The organism is Galbitalea sp. SE-J8 (genome assembly GCF_030345695.1).
In the GTDB taxonomy this organism is placed as follows: domain Bacteria; phylum Actinomycetota; class Actinomycetes; order Actinomycetales; family Microbacteriaceae; genus JAUASV01.
This window is the reverse complement of sequence record NZ_JAUASV010000002.1, coordinates 253,856-269,208: the sequence shown is the minus strand read 5'-3', so window position 1 is coordinate 269,208 and position 15,353 is coordinate 253,856. Positions and strand designations below refer to the sequence as shown.

The window sequence follows — 15,353 nt, the reverse complement described above, 5'->3', positions numbered from 1 at the left end:
TCCCAGGGAGCGCGATGTCCGTCCGTCTCGGCCTGCTGGCCATCCTCGATCAGGCGCCGTGCCACGGCTATCTGCTGCGCGCGGAGTTCGAGAGCCGCACCGGCGGCACCTGGCCCGTCAACGTCGGCCAGGTCTACACGACGCTCGACCGTCTCGAGCGCGACGGCCTCGTGTCCCGGGAGGGCGACGGCGAGGCGGGCCGCGCGCTGTACGCGATCACCGCCGCGGGCCGCGCGGAGGTCGCCGCCTGGCTCGCCTCCCCCGTCGAGCGCGGCACGTCGACGCGCGACGAGCTCGCGATCAAGCTCGCCCTCGCGGTCACCCTGCCCGGCGTCGACATCGCTCGCGTGATCCAGGTGCAGCGCGTCGCGACGCTGCGCACGCTGCAGGAGCTCACCCGCACGAAGTCGGCGACGAGCGACCCCGAGTCGGCCGACGACCTCGCCTGGCTGCTGCTCGTCGACGCGCTCATCTTCCAGGCCGAGGCGGAGGCGCGCTGGCTCGACCACACGGAGGCGCGGCTCGCCCGGCTCGGCGACCGCGTCGAGCCACGCGGCCTCACGGGCGTGGCGCCGCGTGCGCGCCGGACGGCCACGGCATCCGTCTCCGGCACGGACGGGACCTCGCGATGAGCGCCGCCCCGCTGCTGCGGCTCGACGGCGTGTCGGTGCAGTACGGATCGGGCGAGACCGCCGTCACGGCCCTCTCCGGAGTCGATCTCGAGGTCGACCGCGGCGAGCTCGTCGCCGTGATGGGAGCGTCCGGCTCGGGCAAGTCGACGCTCCTCACGGTCGCCGGCGGCCTCGCCGCCCCGACGAGCGGCGAGGTCATCGTCGACGGCGAATGGCTCAGCTCTCTGAGCCCGAAGCGGATGGCGGCGCTGCGCCGGCGCTCCCTCGGCTTCGTCTTCCAGGACTTCAACCTCATCCCCGTGCTCACCGCGCTCGAGAACGTCAGCCTGCCGCTCGAGCTCGACGGCTGGCGCACCCGCAGGGCGCGCAGCGCCGCGCGCGACGCCCTCGCCGACGTCGATCTGGCCGACCGCGCGTCGCACTTCCCCGCCGACCTCTCCGGCGGCCAGCAGCAGCGCGTCGCCATCGCGCGCGCGGTCGTCGGCGACCGCTCGCTCGTGCTCGCCGACGAGCCGACCGGAGCACTCGACTCGACCACGGGCGAGGCGGTGCTGCGGATGCTGCGCGAGCGCGTCGACGCGGGCGCCGGCGCGCTCCTGGTCACCCACGACGCGCGCCACGCCGCCTGGGCCGACCGCATCGTCTTCCTGCGCGACGGCCGCGTCGTGGACGAGTCCCGCGCGGCATCCGTCGAGAGCGTGCTGGCGTGAGCCGGGCGCACCCGCGCTCGGGCCGCGCCGCGCTGCGCCTCGCCGTGCGCGTCGCCCACGCCGCACCCGGTCGCACACTCCTCGTCGCCGCGCTCATCGCCATCCCGGTGATCGGAGTCGGGACTCTCTCGACCATCGTCGCGAGCGGAACGCCGACGGTCGCCGAGCGGGTCGCGAACGAGCTCGGCGGCACCCAGGCCGTGCTCGAGATCCGAGCCCCCGAGCACAGCGGTCTCGTGCAATCCCCCGTGAACCCCGATCTCTTCGACTACGCCTCGTCGGACAACAGTGACGAGGGCGGGTGGGTGAGCGACGTCTCCTCGGTCGCACCGTCGTCATGGCGCCTCGCGCGCGTCGACACCGAACAGGTCACGGTCGAGACCACCACCGGCGTCGCCGGAATCGAGGCCGTCGTGGGCGATGCCGCGGATCCTCAGCTCGAGGGGCGGTACTCGCTGGTCGACGGACGACGACCTGCATCCGAGGACGAGATCATGGTCAGTCCCGGCGCACTCGCTCGCCTGGGTACGCACGTCGGCTCCCTGCTCACGGTCACACAGCCGACGGGCGCGACCTACACCGTCGTCGGCGTCCTGCAGAGCTCGCACCTGCCGACCGCGGGAACGGAGATCTTCCTCCCGCGTTCCTACGGGCCGCCGACCGTCGACTCCTCGTTCCAGACCCAGTACTTCGTGCTCGGCGACACCACGGTCGCGTGGTCGGATGTGCTCGCACTCAACGGCTACGGCATCACGGCGCTGTCGCGAGCGGTCGCGACCGACCCGCCCTCCGTCGCCCCCATCCCGGACTACGGCGGCGGCGGATGGGGTGGGGCGTGGATCGCGATCCTGCTCGTGTTCGCGCTGCTCCAAGTCGGCCTGCTCGCGGCATCCGCCCTGCTCGTCGGCGCGCGCCAGCAGCAGCGGATGTTCGCCGTGCTCTCGAGCGTCGGGGCCGAGCGGCGCACGGTGAGTCGCGTGGTCGCGCTGAGCGGCCTCGTCACGGGGATCGCGGGTGCTGCGGCGGGGGCTCTGCTCAGCCTTCCGGTCGCGGCGCTCGTGATGTCCCTCACGCGCGACGGCAGCCGTACGCAGTTCCCGGGGTACCACGTCGACGTGCTCCAGCTCGCGCTACTGGCCGCCCTGGCCGCGCTCGCCGCGTGGGCTGCGGCGCTCGTGCCGGCGCACCTGTCGACCCGGATCGACATCGTCGCGACTCTACGCGGCACGAGCCGCCCGCCCGCTCCTCGCCGTCGCACGCCCGTCATCGCGATCGTGGTCTTCCTCGCCGGGATCGCCCTCACCGCTCTCGGCCTCGTGCTGCTCGCGGTCATCACCGCGTGGCGGACGGATGAGAGCCGCGTCGCCGACTACCACCAGATGCTCGGATGGGTCATCACTCTGCTCGCCGCCGGACCGGGGGTGGCGCTCATCGCCGGAATCGTCGTCGCGCCGCTGCTCCTCCGTACCGCAGCTCAACTCGTCGGACGCGGACCGCTCGCGCTGCGACTCGCCGCGCGGGACACCGCCCGCAATCCGAGTAGGTCGGTGCCGGCCATCGCGGTCGTGATGTCGACGGTGTTCGTGTCTGTGCTCATCGTCGGACTCATCTCCGGCGGCCAGGAGGGCGTGGACGAGCGCTACCAGGCGCGACTCGCACCCGATCAGGTGGGCGTCGATCTGCGGGTGTGGGACGAGAACCTCGACGACGCCGGCGCCCTTCGTCCGGAGCCGTACGTGCAGGCTCTCGAGAGCGCGCTGACGCCTCAGAGCACCGTCGTCCTCTCGACCGTCACCCAGCCCGATCCGGCGGCGCTCGTGCCCGTGGCGGAACCGGCACCGGACGCCCTGTGCCCGTGGGACACCCGATCGAGTCATTACGACCCGGCCGCGGACTACCGCTGCCAGCAGCCGAACCCGTTCTCGAGCGTCAGCACCGACGGCTACGGCGGCAACCTGTGGGTCGGCGATGCGGATGCGATCGCCGTCGCGCTCGGAGCACGGCTCGACGCGGCGGCCCGCGCCGTGCTCGCCGACGGGGGCGTCGTGACGTCGTTCCCGCAGTACGTGCACGAGGGGAACGCGACGATCGCCTGGTGGGATCCCGCGAAGGACATCGACATACCCGACGTCGCCCCGGTGCGCACCACGACGGTGCCCGCGCTCGCCGTGCCGATCGAACGACCCGGCGCGTTCTCGCTCTTCATGACACCCGAAACCGCCACGTCGCTCGGTGTGACGGTGGGACCGCGCATGGTGATCGCCCAGCTCGCAGCGCCACCGACCGACGCCCAGCTCGACGCGGCGCAGAAGGCGGTCTCGGGCGTCGCTCCGAACGCTCCTGAACTCACCGTCGAGCGCGGCCCCGACCGATTCGGGGATTGGCAGTGGCTCGTGCTCGTCATCAGCGCCATCGTGATGCTCGCCGCGACCTCCGTGGCGATCGGCCTGTCGCGTTCGGACGGTCGCCGCGACGACGCCGTGCTCTCCGCCGTCGGAGCGTCACCGGGGCTGCGGCGCGCCTTCGGCTTCTGGCAGACGCTCGTAATCTGCCTTCTCGGCGCGTGGCTCGGCGCCGCTCTCGGGTTCGCCGAGTTCGCCGCGCTCGCCGCGGGCGAGGCGGTCGGCGGCGGGATTGGGCTCGGCGTCGTGTTCACCGTGCCGTGGCCGGCGCTCGGCTCGATCGCGATCGGCGTGCCGCTCGCCATCGCGATCGGCGTCTGGCTCACCGCCCGCGCGCCGCGCGCCGGGCTGCTCGGCCGATCGGCGATCGCGTGAGCACGCGCTTCGACACGCGCGCTCCCTCGTCGCGAGCTACTCAGCGAACGGTGACAGGCCTACTTGGCATCGGCGTACGACCGGACCGCGACCGCGGTGACCGGGAAGTCGACCGGCGCCTCCCCGAACAGCAGGCGGCCGGCCGCTACGGCGGCGTCGCGTACGTCGGCGAGTACGCCCTCGACGTCGTTCTCGGGCGCGTGCACGACGACCTCGTCGTGCAGGAAGAAGACGAGGTGCGGCCGCTCGTCGAGTGAGCCCGCGCCGCGCTCCCAGAGCCTGCCGCGCAGGATTCCCATCCAGCTCAGCGCCCACTCCGCCGCCGTGCCCTGCACGATGAAGTTGCGCGTGAAGCGGCCCTGCGAGCGCGCCCAGGAGCGCGCGCGGGCGTCGGATGCGGCATCCGCTCCGGCGCGCCGCTGCACCGCGAGCCACTCGTCGCCGGGCGGCGGCGAGGTGCGTCCGAGCAGCGTGGACACGGTCTCGCCGCGCTCCCCCGCGCGCGCGGCGTCGTCGACGAGGCGCATCGCTCGCGGGTAGGCGCGCGCGAGCCCGGGCAGCAGCGCGCCGCTGCGCCCGGTCGTCGCGCCGTACATCGCTCCGAGCATCGCGACCTTCGCGTGCGCGCGGGTGTCCACGGCCCCGGATGCCACCATGCCCTCGTAGAGGTCGCTGCGTCCGGCGCGCGCGAGCCCCGCGTCGCCGCTCATCGCCGCGAGCACGCGCGGCTCGAGCTGGGCGGCGTCCGCGACGACGAGCGCCCAGCCCGGATCGGCGACGACCGCGCCGCGCACCTCCTTCGGCAGCTGCAGCGCCCCGCCGCCGCTCGCGGCCCAGCGCCCCGTGACGACGCCGCCGGGCACGTAGACCGCGCGGAAGCGGCCGTCGGCGACCCACTCGTCGCTCCAGCGCCATCCGTTCGCGGTCAGCAGCCGGGAGCGCTTCTTGTACTCCAGCAGCGGCGCGATCACCGGGTGCTCGATGCGCTTGAGCTCCCAGGAGCGCGTCGACTCGACGCGGATGCCGGCGCGCTGCAGCCCCCGGAGCAGCTCGACCGCGCTGTCGGGATTGACCGCGAAGCCGAGCGCTTCGTCGATCGCGCCCTTCAGCGCCTCGAGCCGGGCCGGGCGCTGAGTGCCGGTCGGGCGCGGGCCGAGCAGCTCGGTGAGCGTCGCGTCGTGGCGCTCGACGTCGAACGGGAGCCCCGTGTGGTGCAGCTCGCACGCGACGAGCGCGCCAGCGCTCTCCGCCGCGAGCAGCAGGCCGAGCCGCCCGGACTCCCCCGACCCGGCGACCGCGGCGCGCTGCAGCCGCCACTCCGCGACCGGGTCGAGGTCGGGCGCGGGGTCGACGGCGGGCTCGTCGAGCGCGAACAGCGCCTCGCCCCGATCGGAGCGGGGCACGGACGGCTCGGGCTCGGCGGGCAGCGCGTCCCACGGGCCGGGCGCCGCGCGGGCGAGCTCGCTGCGGGCCGTGAGGCGCGACGCACGCAGGATCGCGTGGCTCAGCCGCAGATCGACGCACCGCTCGACGCGGACCCCCGCGGCGAGCAGCGCCGGATACCAGCGGCGCGTGTCGTCCCAGACCCAGCGCGGACGCCGCGGCTCGAACTGCGCGACGTACGCGGCGGGGTCGGCCACGGCATCCGTGCCCTCGTCCGCGCCGTCGTCGGCGAGCCGCCGGGCGACGACCCCCGCGGCGGTACGGGCGAGCACGATGAACACCGCTCCAGTCTCCCGTGCGCCGCCGACGCCCGCGCCGCGCACCCGCGCCCGCCTCCGCCCGGCCGAGAGTTCGGAAATTCAGGAGTTACGTCGCACGCTCAGCGCAACACGCCGCGCGGGGCACCCACCCGCGACGTAACTCCTGAATTTCCGAACTCTCGGCGCGCGGGGCGGCTCCCGCGGGGTCAGTGCAGCAGCGAGCCGTCCTTCTTCAGCACGTTCTTCTCGCCCGCCTCGATCGGCACGGCGAAGCGGTTCTGCTTGGGCGGCAGCGGGCAGTTGAAGTTGTAGCTGAACGCGCACGGCGGCAGCACCGCGCGGTTGAAGTCGAGGGTGATCGAGCCGTCCGCGTTGGGCGCGACGAACAGGAAGCGCCCGACGCTGTAGGTCGAGTCGCCGTTCGTCGCGTCCGCGAACACGAGCTGCAGCGCCCGCCCCGACTTGAACGCCGCGAGGTTGTACTCGACGCCGTCCTTGGCGAACGTGATCTCGCCCGGGATGACCATCTCGCGGGTCTTGCCCTCGTCCTTGAGGTGCTCGAAGCCGAGCGTCGCGCCGCCGTCGATGGGCCGGAACCGGCCCGTGATGACCCAGTCGTGGTTGTAGGGGAACCGGTCGATCGAGCCGAACTCCTGGATCGCCTCCGAGTTGGAGTCCCAGACGCGCAGCGCGTAGCGGCCGTCCTCGCTCGCGATCACGAACCCGGTCGTCGTCGGACCGAACACCACCTCGCTCGGGTTCTCGTGGTCCTTGCCGCGCACGACCGCCTCCCCGTCGACGAGCGCCCCGTCGACGAGGATGTCGTCGGCCGCGGTCGCCGTCAGCAGCAGCCCGGACTGTCCGGCGGGCAGCGGCGCCCACGTGCCGGGCACGCCGTAGATGGTCTGCTCGACGTCGACCCACTGCGTGCCGACGAGCGCGAGATTGCCCTTCGGCTGCGTGACCGCGAGCTCCCGGCGGGAGTGGAACACGTCGAGGAGCTCTTCGGGGGTCGTCGGGATCGCGGTCTCTGCCATGGGTCCATCCTGTCGTGAAGTCCCGGCCTGCAACCATCTCGACGCGCAGAACATTTCCGGCCCCGCCCCGGCGCGTCCTCCCGCCGCCTAGGGTGACGGCATGGAGCGAGCGGATGCGGTGGTCGTCGGCTCGGGACCGAACGGACTCGCCGCGGCCGTCACCCTAGCCCACGCGGGCCTCGCGGTGCGCGTGCTCGAGCGCAACGCGACGATCGGCGGCGGCGCGCGCACCCGGGAGCTCACCCTCCCGGGCTTCCGCCACGACGTGTGCAGCGCGATCCATCCGGCCGCGATCCAGTCGCCGTTCTTCCGCGCCTGGGGCCTCACCGACCGGGTCGCGTTCGCGGTGCCCGACGTCTCGTTCGCGCACGTGCTCGACGACGGCCGCGCCGTGCTCGCGCTCCGCTCGCTCGACGACACCGTGGCGGCGCTCGGCCGCGACGGGGTGTTCTGGCGGTCGACGTTCGCGCCCCTCGTCGCACGGGCGGCGGGCGTCACGGCACTCACGCAGAACGCGCTGCTGCGCGTGCCGCGCGACCCGGCCGCCGCGGCATCCTTCGCGCTCTCCACGGCGATCGCCACGGCGCCGGGGCTCGGCTCCGGCGATGCGGCCGCGCTGCTCTCCGGGGTCGTCGCGCACGCCCTGACCCGGCCGCCGTCGCTCGCGGGCACCGCCGCGGGCATCGGCCTCGCACTGTTCGGACACACCGGAGGCTGGCCGGTGCCGATCGGCGGGTCGCAGGCGATCACCGACGCCCTCGCCGCGGACCTCACGGCCCACGGCGGCGTGATCGAGACGGATGCCGAGGTGCGGTCGCTCGCGGACCTGGAGCCGGCCCGAGCGGTGCTGCTCGACACCTCCCCCGCCCTGCTCGCCGCCGACCCGCGGATTCCGGAGCGCTATCGCCGCGCGCTGCGCCGGTTCCGCCGGGCGCCCGGCGTCGCCAAGGTCGACCTCGCGCTCGCCGGCGCCGTGCCGTGGCTCGATGCGGCGCTGCGCAGCGCCCCGACCGTGCACCTCGGCGGCTCGGCGTCGAGCGTGCGCCGCTCCGAGACGGAGGTGCACGCCGGCCGCATCCCCGAGCGGCCGTTCGTGCTGGTCGCCCAGCCGAGCATCGTCGACCCGGGCCGTGCGCCCGCCGGCGCCCACACCCTGTGGGCCTACCTGCACGTGCCGGCCGGATCGCCCGACGACCCGACCGAGCGCGTGCTCGCCGCGCTCGAGCGGGCGGCGCCGGGCGTGCGCGACCTCGTGCTCGCGGTGAGCGCACGTACGGCGATCGACATCGAGCGCGACAACCCGAACGACGTCGGCGGCGACATCACGGGCGGGGCGGTGTCGCTCCGCCAGCTCGCCGCCCGGCCGGTGCTCGCCGCGGAGCCGTGGCGCACGCCGCTGCCGGGGTTCTACCTCGCGTCGTCGTCCGCGGCGCCGGGGCCCGGCGTGCACGGCATGGCCGGCTGGCACGCGGCGCGCCTCGCGCTGCGCGACGTGTTCGGCATCCGCGACACGCCGTTCGCGACGCCGCCGGCCTGACCCGCTCATCGCCCGCGGAGGGACGATGTGCCAGAGTGGGCGCGTGCCTCGGTTGACCAGGGTGTGGGTGTGGCCGGATCGCGGCGCCCCGCACAAGCGCTGGGACGACGCGCCGGAGAACGACGCCTTCCTGCGCACGTCGCGCCGGGTCAGCGAGGCGTTCCGCGTCGCGCTCGAGCGCGAGGGCGTGCGCGCCGAGGGGCGCGACATCGAGCTCGACCTCGATCCGGAGCCGGCCGGGGACGAGATCGTCGTGCACCCGGACGTGCGGCCGTCGAACCGGGGCGCCGAGACGGCATCCGTGCTGCTGCCGAGGGGGTTCCACCTGCTCGAGGAGCCGCTGCGCGCGTTCTACGTCGCCGACGTGCTCGAGCTCGCGGCCCGCGCGATCGGCGAGCACCGCGGCTGGGACACCGCGGGACTCGGCCGGGCGATGGATGTCGTGCGCGCCGCCGACTACGCGTACACCTGGGTGGGCGAGTGGCACGACGGCCTCGGCGGCCTGCGCACGCGGCTCGAGGTCGACCTCCCCGACGACGGACTCGGGCGCGCCCGGCTCACGGTCGCGAGCGTCGCGGGCGAGGTGCTCGCGCGCTCCGAGCCGTTCGTCGTCGGCAGCTCGCGCTCCGCGTTCCGCACGCTCGACCGTTCGGTCCGCTGGACCGACGAGGGGACGATCGCGCTGCGGGCCAAGCGCGTGCGCGTCGAGGTCGAGGTCGCCACCGGGCGGGTGCGCGACCTCCGCGGCGCCCGCGCGCCGCTCGCCCCCGCCACGCCCGTGCCCGACGGCGCGCTGCCGCGCATCCGCGTCGAGGACGTCGACGCGATCACGTTCACGATCGGCGGCGGCCCGCTGGAGCGCGTGCCGAAACGCTATCTGCGCGCGCTCGAGGAGCTCGTCGGCCACCTCGTGACCGATCCCGACTGGGTCGCCTGGTGGCGGGCCACCGGCGCCGCCGAGGTGCACCTGACCTACGACTTCGACACCCGCCAGACGCGGCCCGACCTCGAGATCGGCGACGGGCTGCTGAGCGCGACGGTGCTGCGCGAGCGGTCCGAGATCGCGCGCGGCGAGGACGGCGAGCGGATGGCGCTCGACGACGTCTCCGCGGTGCTCGCGCTCGTGCGCCTCACCACCGGTGTCGGCGAGCACCCGCCGCTGCGGCATCCCGCGCGCTGACGGCGCCCCTGTCGCGCGCCCGCGGCGTGCGCGAGTCCGCTACTTGAGGTAGCCGCGCGCGCAGGTCTGCTGGTCGGCGGTCTGGCCGAACGAGTTCGAGATGGTCTCGCTCGTCGCCGTCGGCGCGGGGGTGTCCGTCGGGGTCGGCGTCTCCGTCGGAGCCGGCGTCTGCGTGTGCGTCGGCTTCGTCGTCGGCGTCCCGGTCGGGCTCGGCGACTCGGTGGCCGCATCCGTCGGCGCCTGGGTCGGCGTGCTCTCCTCGGAGCCGCGGCCGATCGACGATGCCTTGACCGGGCGGTCGGCCTCGATGGCGGCGAAGAGCTGCGTCGCCGCCGCGACGTTCGGCACGACCTTGCCCGGGTAGCGCTTGTCGCCCGTGCTCCCCGGGTACTGGATGAACGTCATCGTCGACAGGTCGATCGTGCGCAGCGTCTTCGCGATCGCGACCATCGTGTCCGGTGACGCGAGCGAGGTGGACAGCTTGACGGAGCTCGCCGCGGCATCCGCGAGGGCGTAGAGCTTCGCGGGGTTCGTGAGCGTGTCGGCGCTCTTCACCTGGCGCACGAGTGCGGACAGGTAGATCTGCTGGACCGAGATGCGCGCGAGGTCGCTGCCGTCGCCGACGCCGTGGCGCGTGCGCAGGAAGCCGAGCGCGTTCCGGCCCGAGATGGTCTGCATGCCGGCGGGCAGGTCGAGGTCGGCCTTCTTGTCCTTGATGGGGTCGGCGAGGCAGACGGTGACGCCGCCCACCGCATCCGTCATCTTCACGACCGCGTCGAACGACAGCTGGGCGGCATACGGGATGTTGAGGCCGGTGAGCTTCTCGATCGTCGTGACGACGCACGACATGCCCCCGCGTCCGTATGCGACGTTGAGCGGCTGCGCGCTCATCGCGGCGTACACCGCGCCGGTCTCCGGGTCGGTGCACGCCGGGTGCGGGATGACGAGGTCGCGCGGCAGGCTCACGGCGGTGGCCGAGCGGTGGTCGGCGGCGACGTGCAGCAGGATGTTCACGTCGTTGAGCGTTCCGCCGCGCTTGCCGTAGCGGTTGCCCTGCTTGGGGTCGTTGTCGACGCCGACGGCGAGCAGGTTGAAGCCCCCGTCGATCTCGCCGACCGAGATGTTCGGGAGCGTCTGCTCGCCCGAGATCTCGAAGGCGTTCTTCGCGATTCTGAGTCCGAACGACCACACCACGACCGCCGCGAGCGACACCGAGACGACGAGCGACACGGACACCACGGTCGCCACCACGCGCAGGATCCCCGGCCATTCGGATGCCGGGCGCAGTCGCCCGTGACGCACCGGCTTCGTAGCGCCCTTGCCACGCCGTTCGGCGGCAAGGTCGCGTCTCGTCGGTTCGGCCACGGTCCCCCCGGGTGGTCGGCTGTCGGGCGCGACGATGCCCGAGAGCATCGTTGCGAAGAGGCCATGCTACCGGGCGTTCACTCCGGGTTCACCCGGCGCCACGCTCAATCGTACGCGCGCAGCAGCCACCACTCGTCGGTGGCGTCGATGTGCCGCACGTCGAAGACGCGCGTCGAGCCCTGCTCGTCGGTGCCCTGGAAGCGCCAGATCGGCGGGCCGCTCGGCGGATGCGTGATTGCCGCCCAGTCCAGCTCGAGCAGCGTCGGGGTGTCGCTCACCCGGTAGCGCCGTCGGTTCCAGACGAGCCGCTCGGGCGTGCCGTCGCCCGCCGTCCACACCGTGACCGTCGCGCCGATGTAGCCCATCGCATCCGCCTCTCTCGAACGTATGTTCGACGATAGACGGTGCGGACGCGACACGCCAACGGCGCTCAGGATGCGCCGCACACGTGGTCGCGGATCCACGCGCCGGCGGCGGTGAGCGGGATGCTGCCGTCGCGCACCCCCTCGGCGAACGCGATCGCCGCGTCGGACAGGCGGCCGTCGGCGGAGTCCGGCGCGTCGCCCAGCAGCCGGATCGCGAGCTGCCGCGTGCGCCGCCCGCCGAGCCGCTCCTGGGCGCTCGCGATGCCCGCGAAGTGGCGCACCTGGCCGTCGGTCCCGTCGTCGAACTCGGCGCGCATCCCGCGGCCGGGGATCGTGTTGCGGCCGCCGCGCGCAAGATCCGCCACGCCGATCACGCCCGGACGGATGCCGGCCGCCTCCCGCCCGAGCGCGACGAGGAACTCGCGCGGATCGCTGGTCCCGCGCGCGAGCCGATCGGCGAGGTCGGCCAGCTCTGCGCACGCGGTCATGCCTCGACGCTACGCGAGCGCGCACAGGGGCGAGTAGGGCGGACGGGACTTGAACCCGTGACCGACGGATTCGCCGAGGATGACTCCACATCACTCCATCGGGTTCCCTTTCTTGCTGGTCAGAGCATCCTTTACAAGCGGCGCGCTTCCATCTGATTCCCTCGGGTTCGGTCGGATTCCGGGGGTTTCCGCGGGGTAAACGCGGGGCGCCAGAAGGCCTCGAGCTCGTCGCGTGCGTCCGGACCGACGTGGGCGATAGGGAGGTAGTGGCGCCTTGTTGTGGCCTTGTCCGCGTGCCCGAGCTGTTCCGTGGCCTTGCCCTCGCCGAGCACGTCGGCCACCGTCTTGCGGAACGTGTGCGGCGTCACCCAATCGGCGTACTCGGTCTCGGCGATCGCGTGCCGCCATTGGGTGCGGAAGTTGTTCGGGTCGCGGAGGCCGCCGCGCGCGGAGGCGAAGACGAACTCGCTGGTGCGCTCGCGCCGTCCGAGCATCTCGACGGCGTGAGCCGGGAGAAGCAGGGTGCGGAAGGACTTGCCGGTCTTCGGGTGGCCCTGGCGCACTAGTCCCTCGCGCGTCACTCGGATGACCGTTCCCGAGATCGTGACTGTCGAGATGTCGTCGTCGAGCGACAGGTCTTCCCAGCGGATCGCGAAGACCTCGCCAATGCGCGCTCCCGTGGCGACGAACATCTCCACGGGGTCGAGAAGGTCGCTGTCGCGCTGCCGGCGCTCGGTCTCCGCGACGAGTAGCGCGCGGATGTCGACGAGCTGCTCGAAGCTCAGGGTTCGCACGATCGGGGTCGCCACGCGGACGCGCCCGACGTCGCGCACCGGGTTGGTGGGGATAGCGCCGAGTCGAGCGGCCATCCCGAGCACCCCGGAGAGGACCGTCTTCGTTGTCTTCGCAGCCGAGGGGCCGCTGTTGCCTGCGAGCGCACGGATGAACACGTCGGCGCGGGCGGTGGTCAGTTCGCGGAGTCTCATCTGCCCGAGCCCGCGGATGATCGCGTCGATGCAGATCGCGTACCGGGTCTGCGTGTTGTGCGCGTAGGCGCGCTGTTGCTGGCCCTCGATCTCGTCGAGGTACCACTTCTCTGCGGCTGCTTGCACGGTTGTCTCGGGGCCGATGGTGTCGGCGTCGGGTGTGTGGATGCGTTTCGTGAGGTAGTCGCGGAGCGCGTTCTTCGCGGCCCCTTCGCTCTTGCTGCTCGACCGTTCCACTGTGCGCGTGGTGCCGTCGAAGTCGCGGAAGCGCGTGCGGGCACGCCACACTCCCCCGGCCTTCGTGGCGGAGATGTTGCCCCATGACCCGATGGGGAGCGGCGGCCGGGCCATCAGCCCACCTCAGGCGGCGCTGAGGTACGCGAGCATGATGTCGCCGGTGACGCCGAGTTCGACGCACCACTCGGCAGGGTCGCGGGACCACCGCTGCACGTCGCGCAGTCGTATCGGGTCGACGAGCCATTGCGCGGCCCGGATGTTCGCGTGCCGTTCTTGGCGGAGCGACCAGGCTCCGCTGACGCGGCGGTGTGCGAGTAGGTGGTGCTGGATCTCGTGGGCGAGCACGGAGCGTTCCGTCGATCGCGATAGGCGGGGCCGAAGGATGATGAGGTCCGCGGTCGGCACGTAGAGGCCGAGGTCTGTGCGAAGCCGCTGGTACTCGATGCGGAGCCCCAACGCGTCGGCGTGCGCATGAGGGTCGTACTCATCCCTCGGGGAACTCGGGTACCTCAATCGTGGACTCCTCGCTCTTGGCTACAGCGTCGTAGTACTCGGCGTCGCTGACCTCAGGCGAGCGATCCTTGTGGAAAGGTGTGACATTCGACGCGAGTGACCTCTCAACTTCGCGCGAAGCCGCCTCGATCACGTCCGCGGGCTCGATTCCGAGCGCCACGCAGATCGAGTAGAGGTCTTCGACATCGACCACGCGCCCCGCGTTCAGCGTCTTGTGTAGCGTGCTCAGCGGCAAGTTGTGCGCGGCGGCGAAGCGACGGACGGTCCAACGGTGCCGGGCGAGTTGAGATCGCAACTCGGCGGAGACGGCTTCACTCATAGCGCGCACTTCGCGCCCGTTCGTTCCCATGTGGAACAACATACCCAACTTTGGATAGTTTACCAACCCACTTGCGACGTATCCAAGTGTGACGTATCGTGTCCCACATGGGAACGCAAGCACGGGAGCAGGTTGCCGCGGAGGTACGCGCGGCAATCGCTCGCAAGGGCGTCACGGCCACGATGGTCGCCGCCGCCACTGACATCGCACCGGCCACGCTGTCGCGTCGCCTCAACGCCGCTGGGCCGTTCACGGTCGACGAATTGGACGCAATCGCGCGCTATCTCGGCGTGGAGACGCGCGACTTCTTCCCGCGACTTCGCCAGGCGGTGGCGGCATGAGCGGCGATGAGGCGGTGGCGTTACTGGTGACCAGTGACCAGAGCCATGACCAGAGCCATGACCAGAGCCATGACCAGAGCGTATGCCAGATGTGCTCGGACGTGAGCGCACGGTACGCCGCGTACGCGGCGCGCGGGGCGGTGGCGTGATGGCGTCGAAGCTCCTGACCATTGATGACCTCGCCGAGCAGCTCGGCGTGAAGCCGAAGACGATCTACGCGGCCCGCTCGGACGGTCGCCACGACCAGTTCCCTCCCGCGATCAAGGTCGGCTCATTCCTCCGGTGGCGTCAGCAGGACGTCGACGGGTGGCTTGAGGCGCAGCTCCCCCAGACGAACGTCCTCCCGATGCGTAAGCGCATCGCCGGGTAGCCCCGTATCCCCCTCTCTCAGCTCGCCGTGCGCTCGCAGATCGGCGGTGGGCACTACTCGGCATGCCCGGCAACGGGCCAGACGAGCACAACTGAACAACATCGCCCGACGCTGACGGCGACCAAACGTCAATGCGCAGTACGGGAATCGAATATCGGGCAGTACAGCGAGGCCTCCGTGGTGGGGGGCTGGGGGCTGCCGACAAGAAGAAAGACCCCGGGAGTAGGGGGCCACCGTTTCGTCATTCCCCGCATGCCGGGGAGACGGGCGGCCCCAACCGGTCGGACGAAGGCGTAGACGCGCCGATTCGACTAGCGCAGGACCGGGGAGCCCGACTGGCAGGCACTCACGTTCAAGCCGTGAGCGGGCACATGGAAAACAACCACGCATCGCCGTTCTGCCCTGCGCACCCGAACGGCACGATCTCGCGCTGCGTCGACTGCGCGAAAGTCCGCCTACGAATCGAGGCCCTGCGCCGCCGTCTTCGCCCAGTCCGCGTCCGGAGCGTCCCGGGTGAAGGCGGCCGTCACGTCGCCGCCCAGACGGAACCAGAACTCCGCCTGACCTTCCCCGGGCACGGGGAAGGCGAACCAGTGACGGTCACCGTTCGCGGCGGCCTCGACGTACGAGTCGAACTTCGCGATGTACCAGTCGAGCGAGTAGCCAGCGAGCAACTCGACGGTCGTGCCGTCGTAGTGGAAGTAGGTCGTCACGCGGCCACCGTATCGGCTCCGCTGACCCGACTCATCTCACTTCGCGAGGTCATCGCCCACTGAGGCTCATCGCGCGACGG

General features: G+C 72.3%; 16 protein-coding genes. 7 read left to right on the top strand and 9 right to left on the bottom strand.

All coding sequences use genetic code 11. The features are described 5' to 3' along the window. The first annotated feature begins 14 nt into the window (after positions 1 to 14). The 3 genes from QT381_RS02850 to QT381_RS02840 are packed head-to-tail and all read left to right on the top strand — an operon-like array spanning position 15 to position 4,119. Positions 15 to 632 carry a PadR family transcriptional regulator gene (locus tag QT381_RS02850; RefSeq protein ID WP_289247197.1) on the top strand — a complete coding sequence of 206 codons (618 nt, stop codon included), beginning with the start codon at positions 15 to 17 and terminating at the stop codon, positions 630 to 632. Next, positions 629 to 1,342 (top strand): ABC transporter ATP-binding protein, encoded by a 714-nt coding sequence (locus QT381_RS02845; RefSeq protein WP_289247196.1) that lies wholly within the window; start codon positions 629 to 631, stop codon positions 1,340 to 1,342. Before QT381_RS02850 ends, QT381_RS02845 begins: the two co-directional genes overlap by 4 nt. Further along, the gene (locus QT381_RS02840; RefSeq protein ID WP_289247195.1) at positions 1,339 to 4,119 is read left to right on the top strand and encodes an FtsX-like permease family protein; all 2,781 of its coding nucleotides are present in this window, start codon (positions 1,339 to 1,341) and stop codon (positions 4,117 to 4,119) included. Before QT381_RS02845 ends, QT381_RS02840 begins: the two co-directional genes overlap by 4 nt. A 59-nt stretch (positions 4,120 to 4,178) precedes the next feature. Here QT381_RS02840 and QT381_RS02835 read toward each other — a convergent pair whose 3' ends face one another. Then, entirely contained in the window at positions 4,179 to 5,843 is a 1,665-nt protein-coding gene (locus tag QT381_RS02835; protein WP_289247193.1) for a bifunctional 3'-5' exonuclease/DNA polymerase, read from the bottom strand. Between the two features lie 185 nt (positions 5,844 to 6,028). Beyond that, complete coding sequence (locus QT381_RS02830) at positions 6,029 to 6,859, bottom strand: DUF1684 domain-containing protein (protein WP_289247192.1); 831 nt, start codon at positions 6,857 to 6,859, stop codon at positions 6,029 to 6,031. A gap of 100 nt (positions 6,860 to 6,959) precedes the next feature. On the opposite strand from QT381_RS02830, the gene QT381_RS02825 reads away from it, so the two are divergent. Both QT381_RS02825 and QT381_RS02820 read left to right on the top strand, forming a co-directional pair. Next, a complete protein-coding gene (locus QT381_RS02825) occupies positions 6,960 to 8,396 on the top strand; it encodes a phytoene desaturase family protein (RefSeq protein ID WP_289247190.1) in 1,437 nt (478 codons plus the stop codon). 43 nt (positions 8,397 to 8,439) lie between these two features. Beyond that, positions 8,440 to 9,576, top strand: a complete 1,137-nt coding sequence (locus QT381_RS02820) for a hypothetical protein (protein ID WP_289247189.1) — start codon at positions 8,440 to 8,442, stop codon at positions 9,574 to 9,576. A gap of 39 nt (positions 9,577 to 9,615) precedes the next feature. On the opposite strand, the gene QT381_RS02815 is transcribed toward QT381_RS02820, so the two are convergent. From QT381_RS02815 to QT381_RS02790, 6 genes are all read right to left on the bottom strand, one after another. Further along, on the bottom strand, positions 9,616 to 10,824 hold the full coding sequence (locus QT381_RS02815) for an LCP family protein (protein ID WP_289247188.1): 1,209 nt from the start codon (positions 10,822 to 10,824) through the stop codon (positions 9,616 to 9,618). Positions 10,825 to 11,045: 221 nt separating this feature from the next. Further along, a complete protein-coding gene (locus QT381_RS02810; RefSeq protein WP_289247187.1) occupies positions 11,046 to 11,306 on the bottom strand; it encodes a hypothetical protein in 261 nt (86 codons plus the stop codon). 65 nt (positions 11,307 to 11,371) lie between these two features. Further along, positions 11,372 to 11,794, bottom strand: coding sequence for a hypothetical protein (locus QT381_RS02805; RefSeq protein ID WP_289247186.1), 423 nt, complete (start codon positions 11,792 to 11,794; stop codon positions 11,372 to 11,374). 131 nt (positions 11,795 to 11,925) lie between these two features. After that, a complete protein-coding gene (locus tag QT381_RS02800; RefSeq protein WP_289247185.1) occupies positions 11,926 to 13,131 on the bottom strand; it encodes a site-specific integrase in 1,206 nt (401 codons plus the stop codon). 9 nt (positions 13,132 to 13,140) lie between these two features. Then, positions 13,141 to 13,473 carry an ImmA/IrrE family metallo-endopeptidase gene (locus QT381_RS02795; RefSeq protein ID WP_289247183.1) on the bottom strand — a complete coding sequence of 111 codons (333 nt, stop codon included), beginning with the start codon at positions 13,471 to 13,473 and terminating at the stop codon, positions 13,141 to 13,143. A gap of 28 nt (positions 13,474 to 13,501) precedes the next feature. Beyond that, positions 13,502 to 13,879: a helix-turn-helix domain-containing protein gene (locus QT381_RS02790; protein WP_289247182.1), complete on the bottom strand. Its 378-nt coding sequence runs from the start codon at positions 13,877 to 13,879 to the stop codon at positions 13,502 to 13,504. A 77-nt stretch (positions 13,880 to 13,956) separates the two neighbouring features. Between QT381_RS02790 and QT381_RS02785 the strand changes: the two genes are divergently transcribed. Beyond that, positions 13,957 to 14,190 carry a helix-turn-helix domain-containing protein gene (locus QT381_RS02785; protein WP_289247181.1) on the top strand — a complete coding sequence of 78 codons (234 nt, stop codon included), beginning with the start codon at positions 13,957 to 13,959 and terminating at the stop codon, positions 14,188 to 14,190. Between the two features lie 82 nt (positions 14,191 to 14,272). Beyond that, positions 14,273 to 14,560 (top strand): helix-turn-helix transcriptional regulator, encoded by a 288-nt coding sequence (locus tag QT381_RS02780; RefSeq protein WP_289247180.1) that lies wholly within the window; start codon positions 14,273 to 14,275, stop codon positions 14,558 to 14,560. Between the two features lie 455 nt (positions 14,561 to 15,015). On the opposite strand, the gene QT381_RS02775 is transcribed toward QT381_RS02780, so the two are convergent. Further along, positions 15,016 to 15,273, bottom strand: a complete 258-nt coding sequence (locus QT381_RS02775; RefSeq protein WP_289247179.1) for a hypothetical protein — start codon at positions 15,271 to 15,273, stop codon at positions 15,016 to 15,018. Between the last annotated feature and the right edge of the window lie 80 nt (positions 15,274 to 15,353).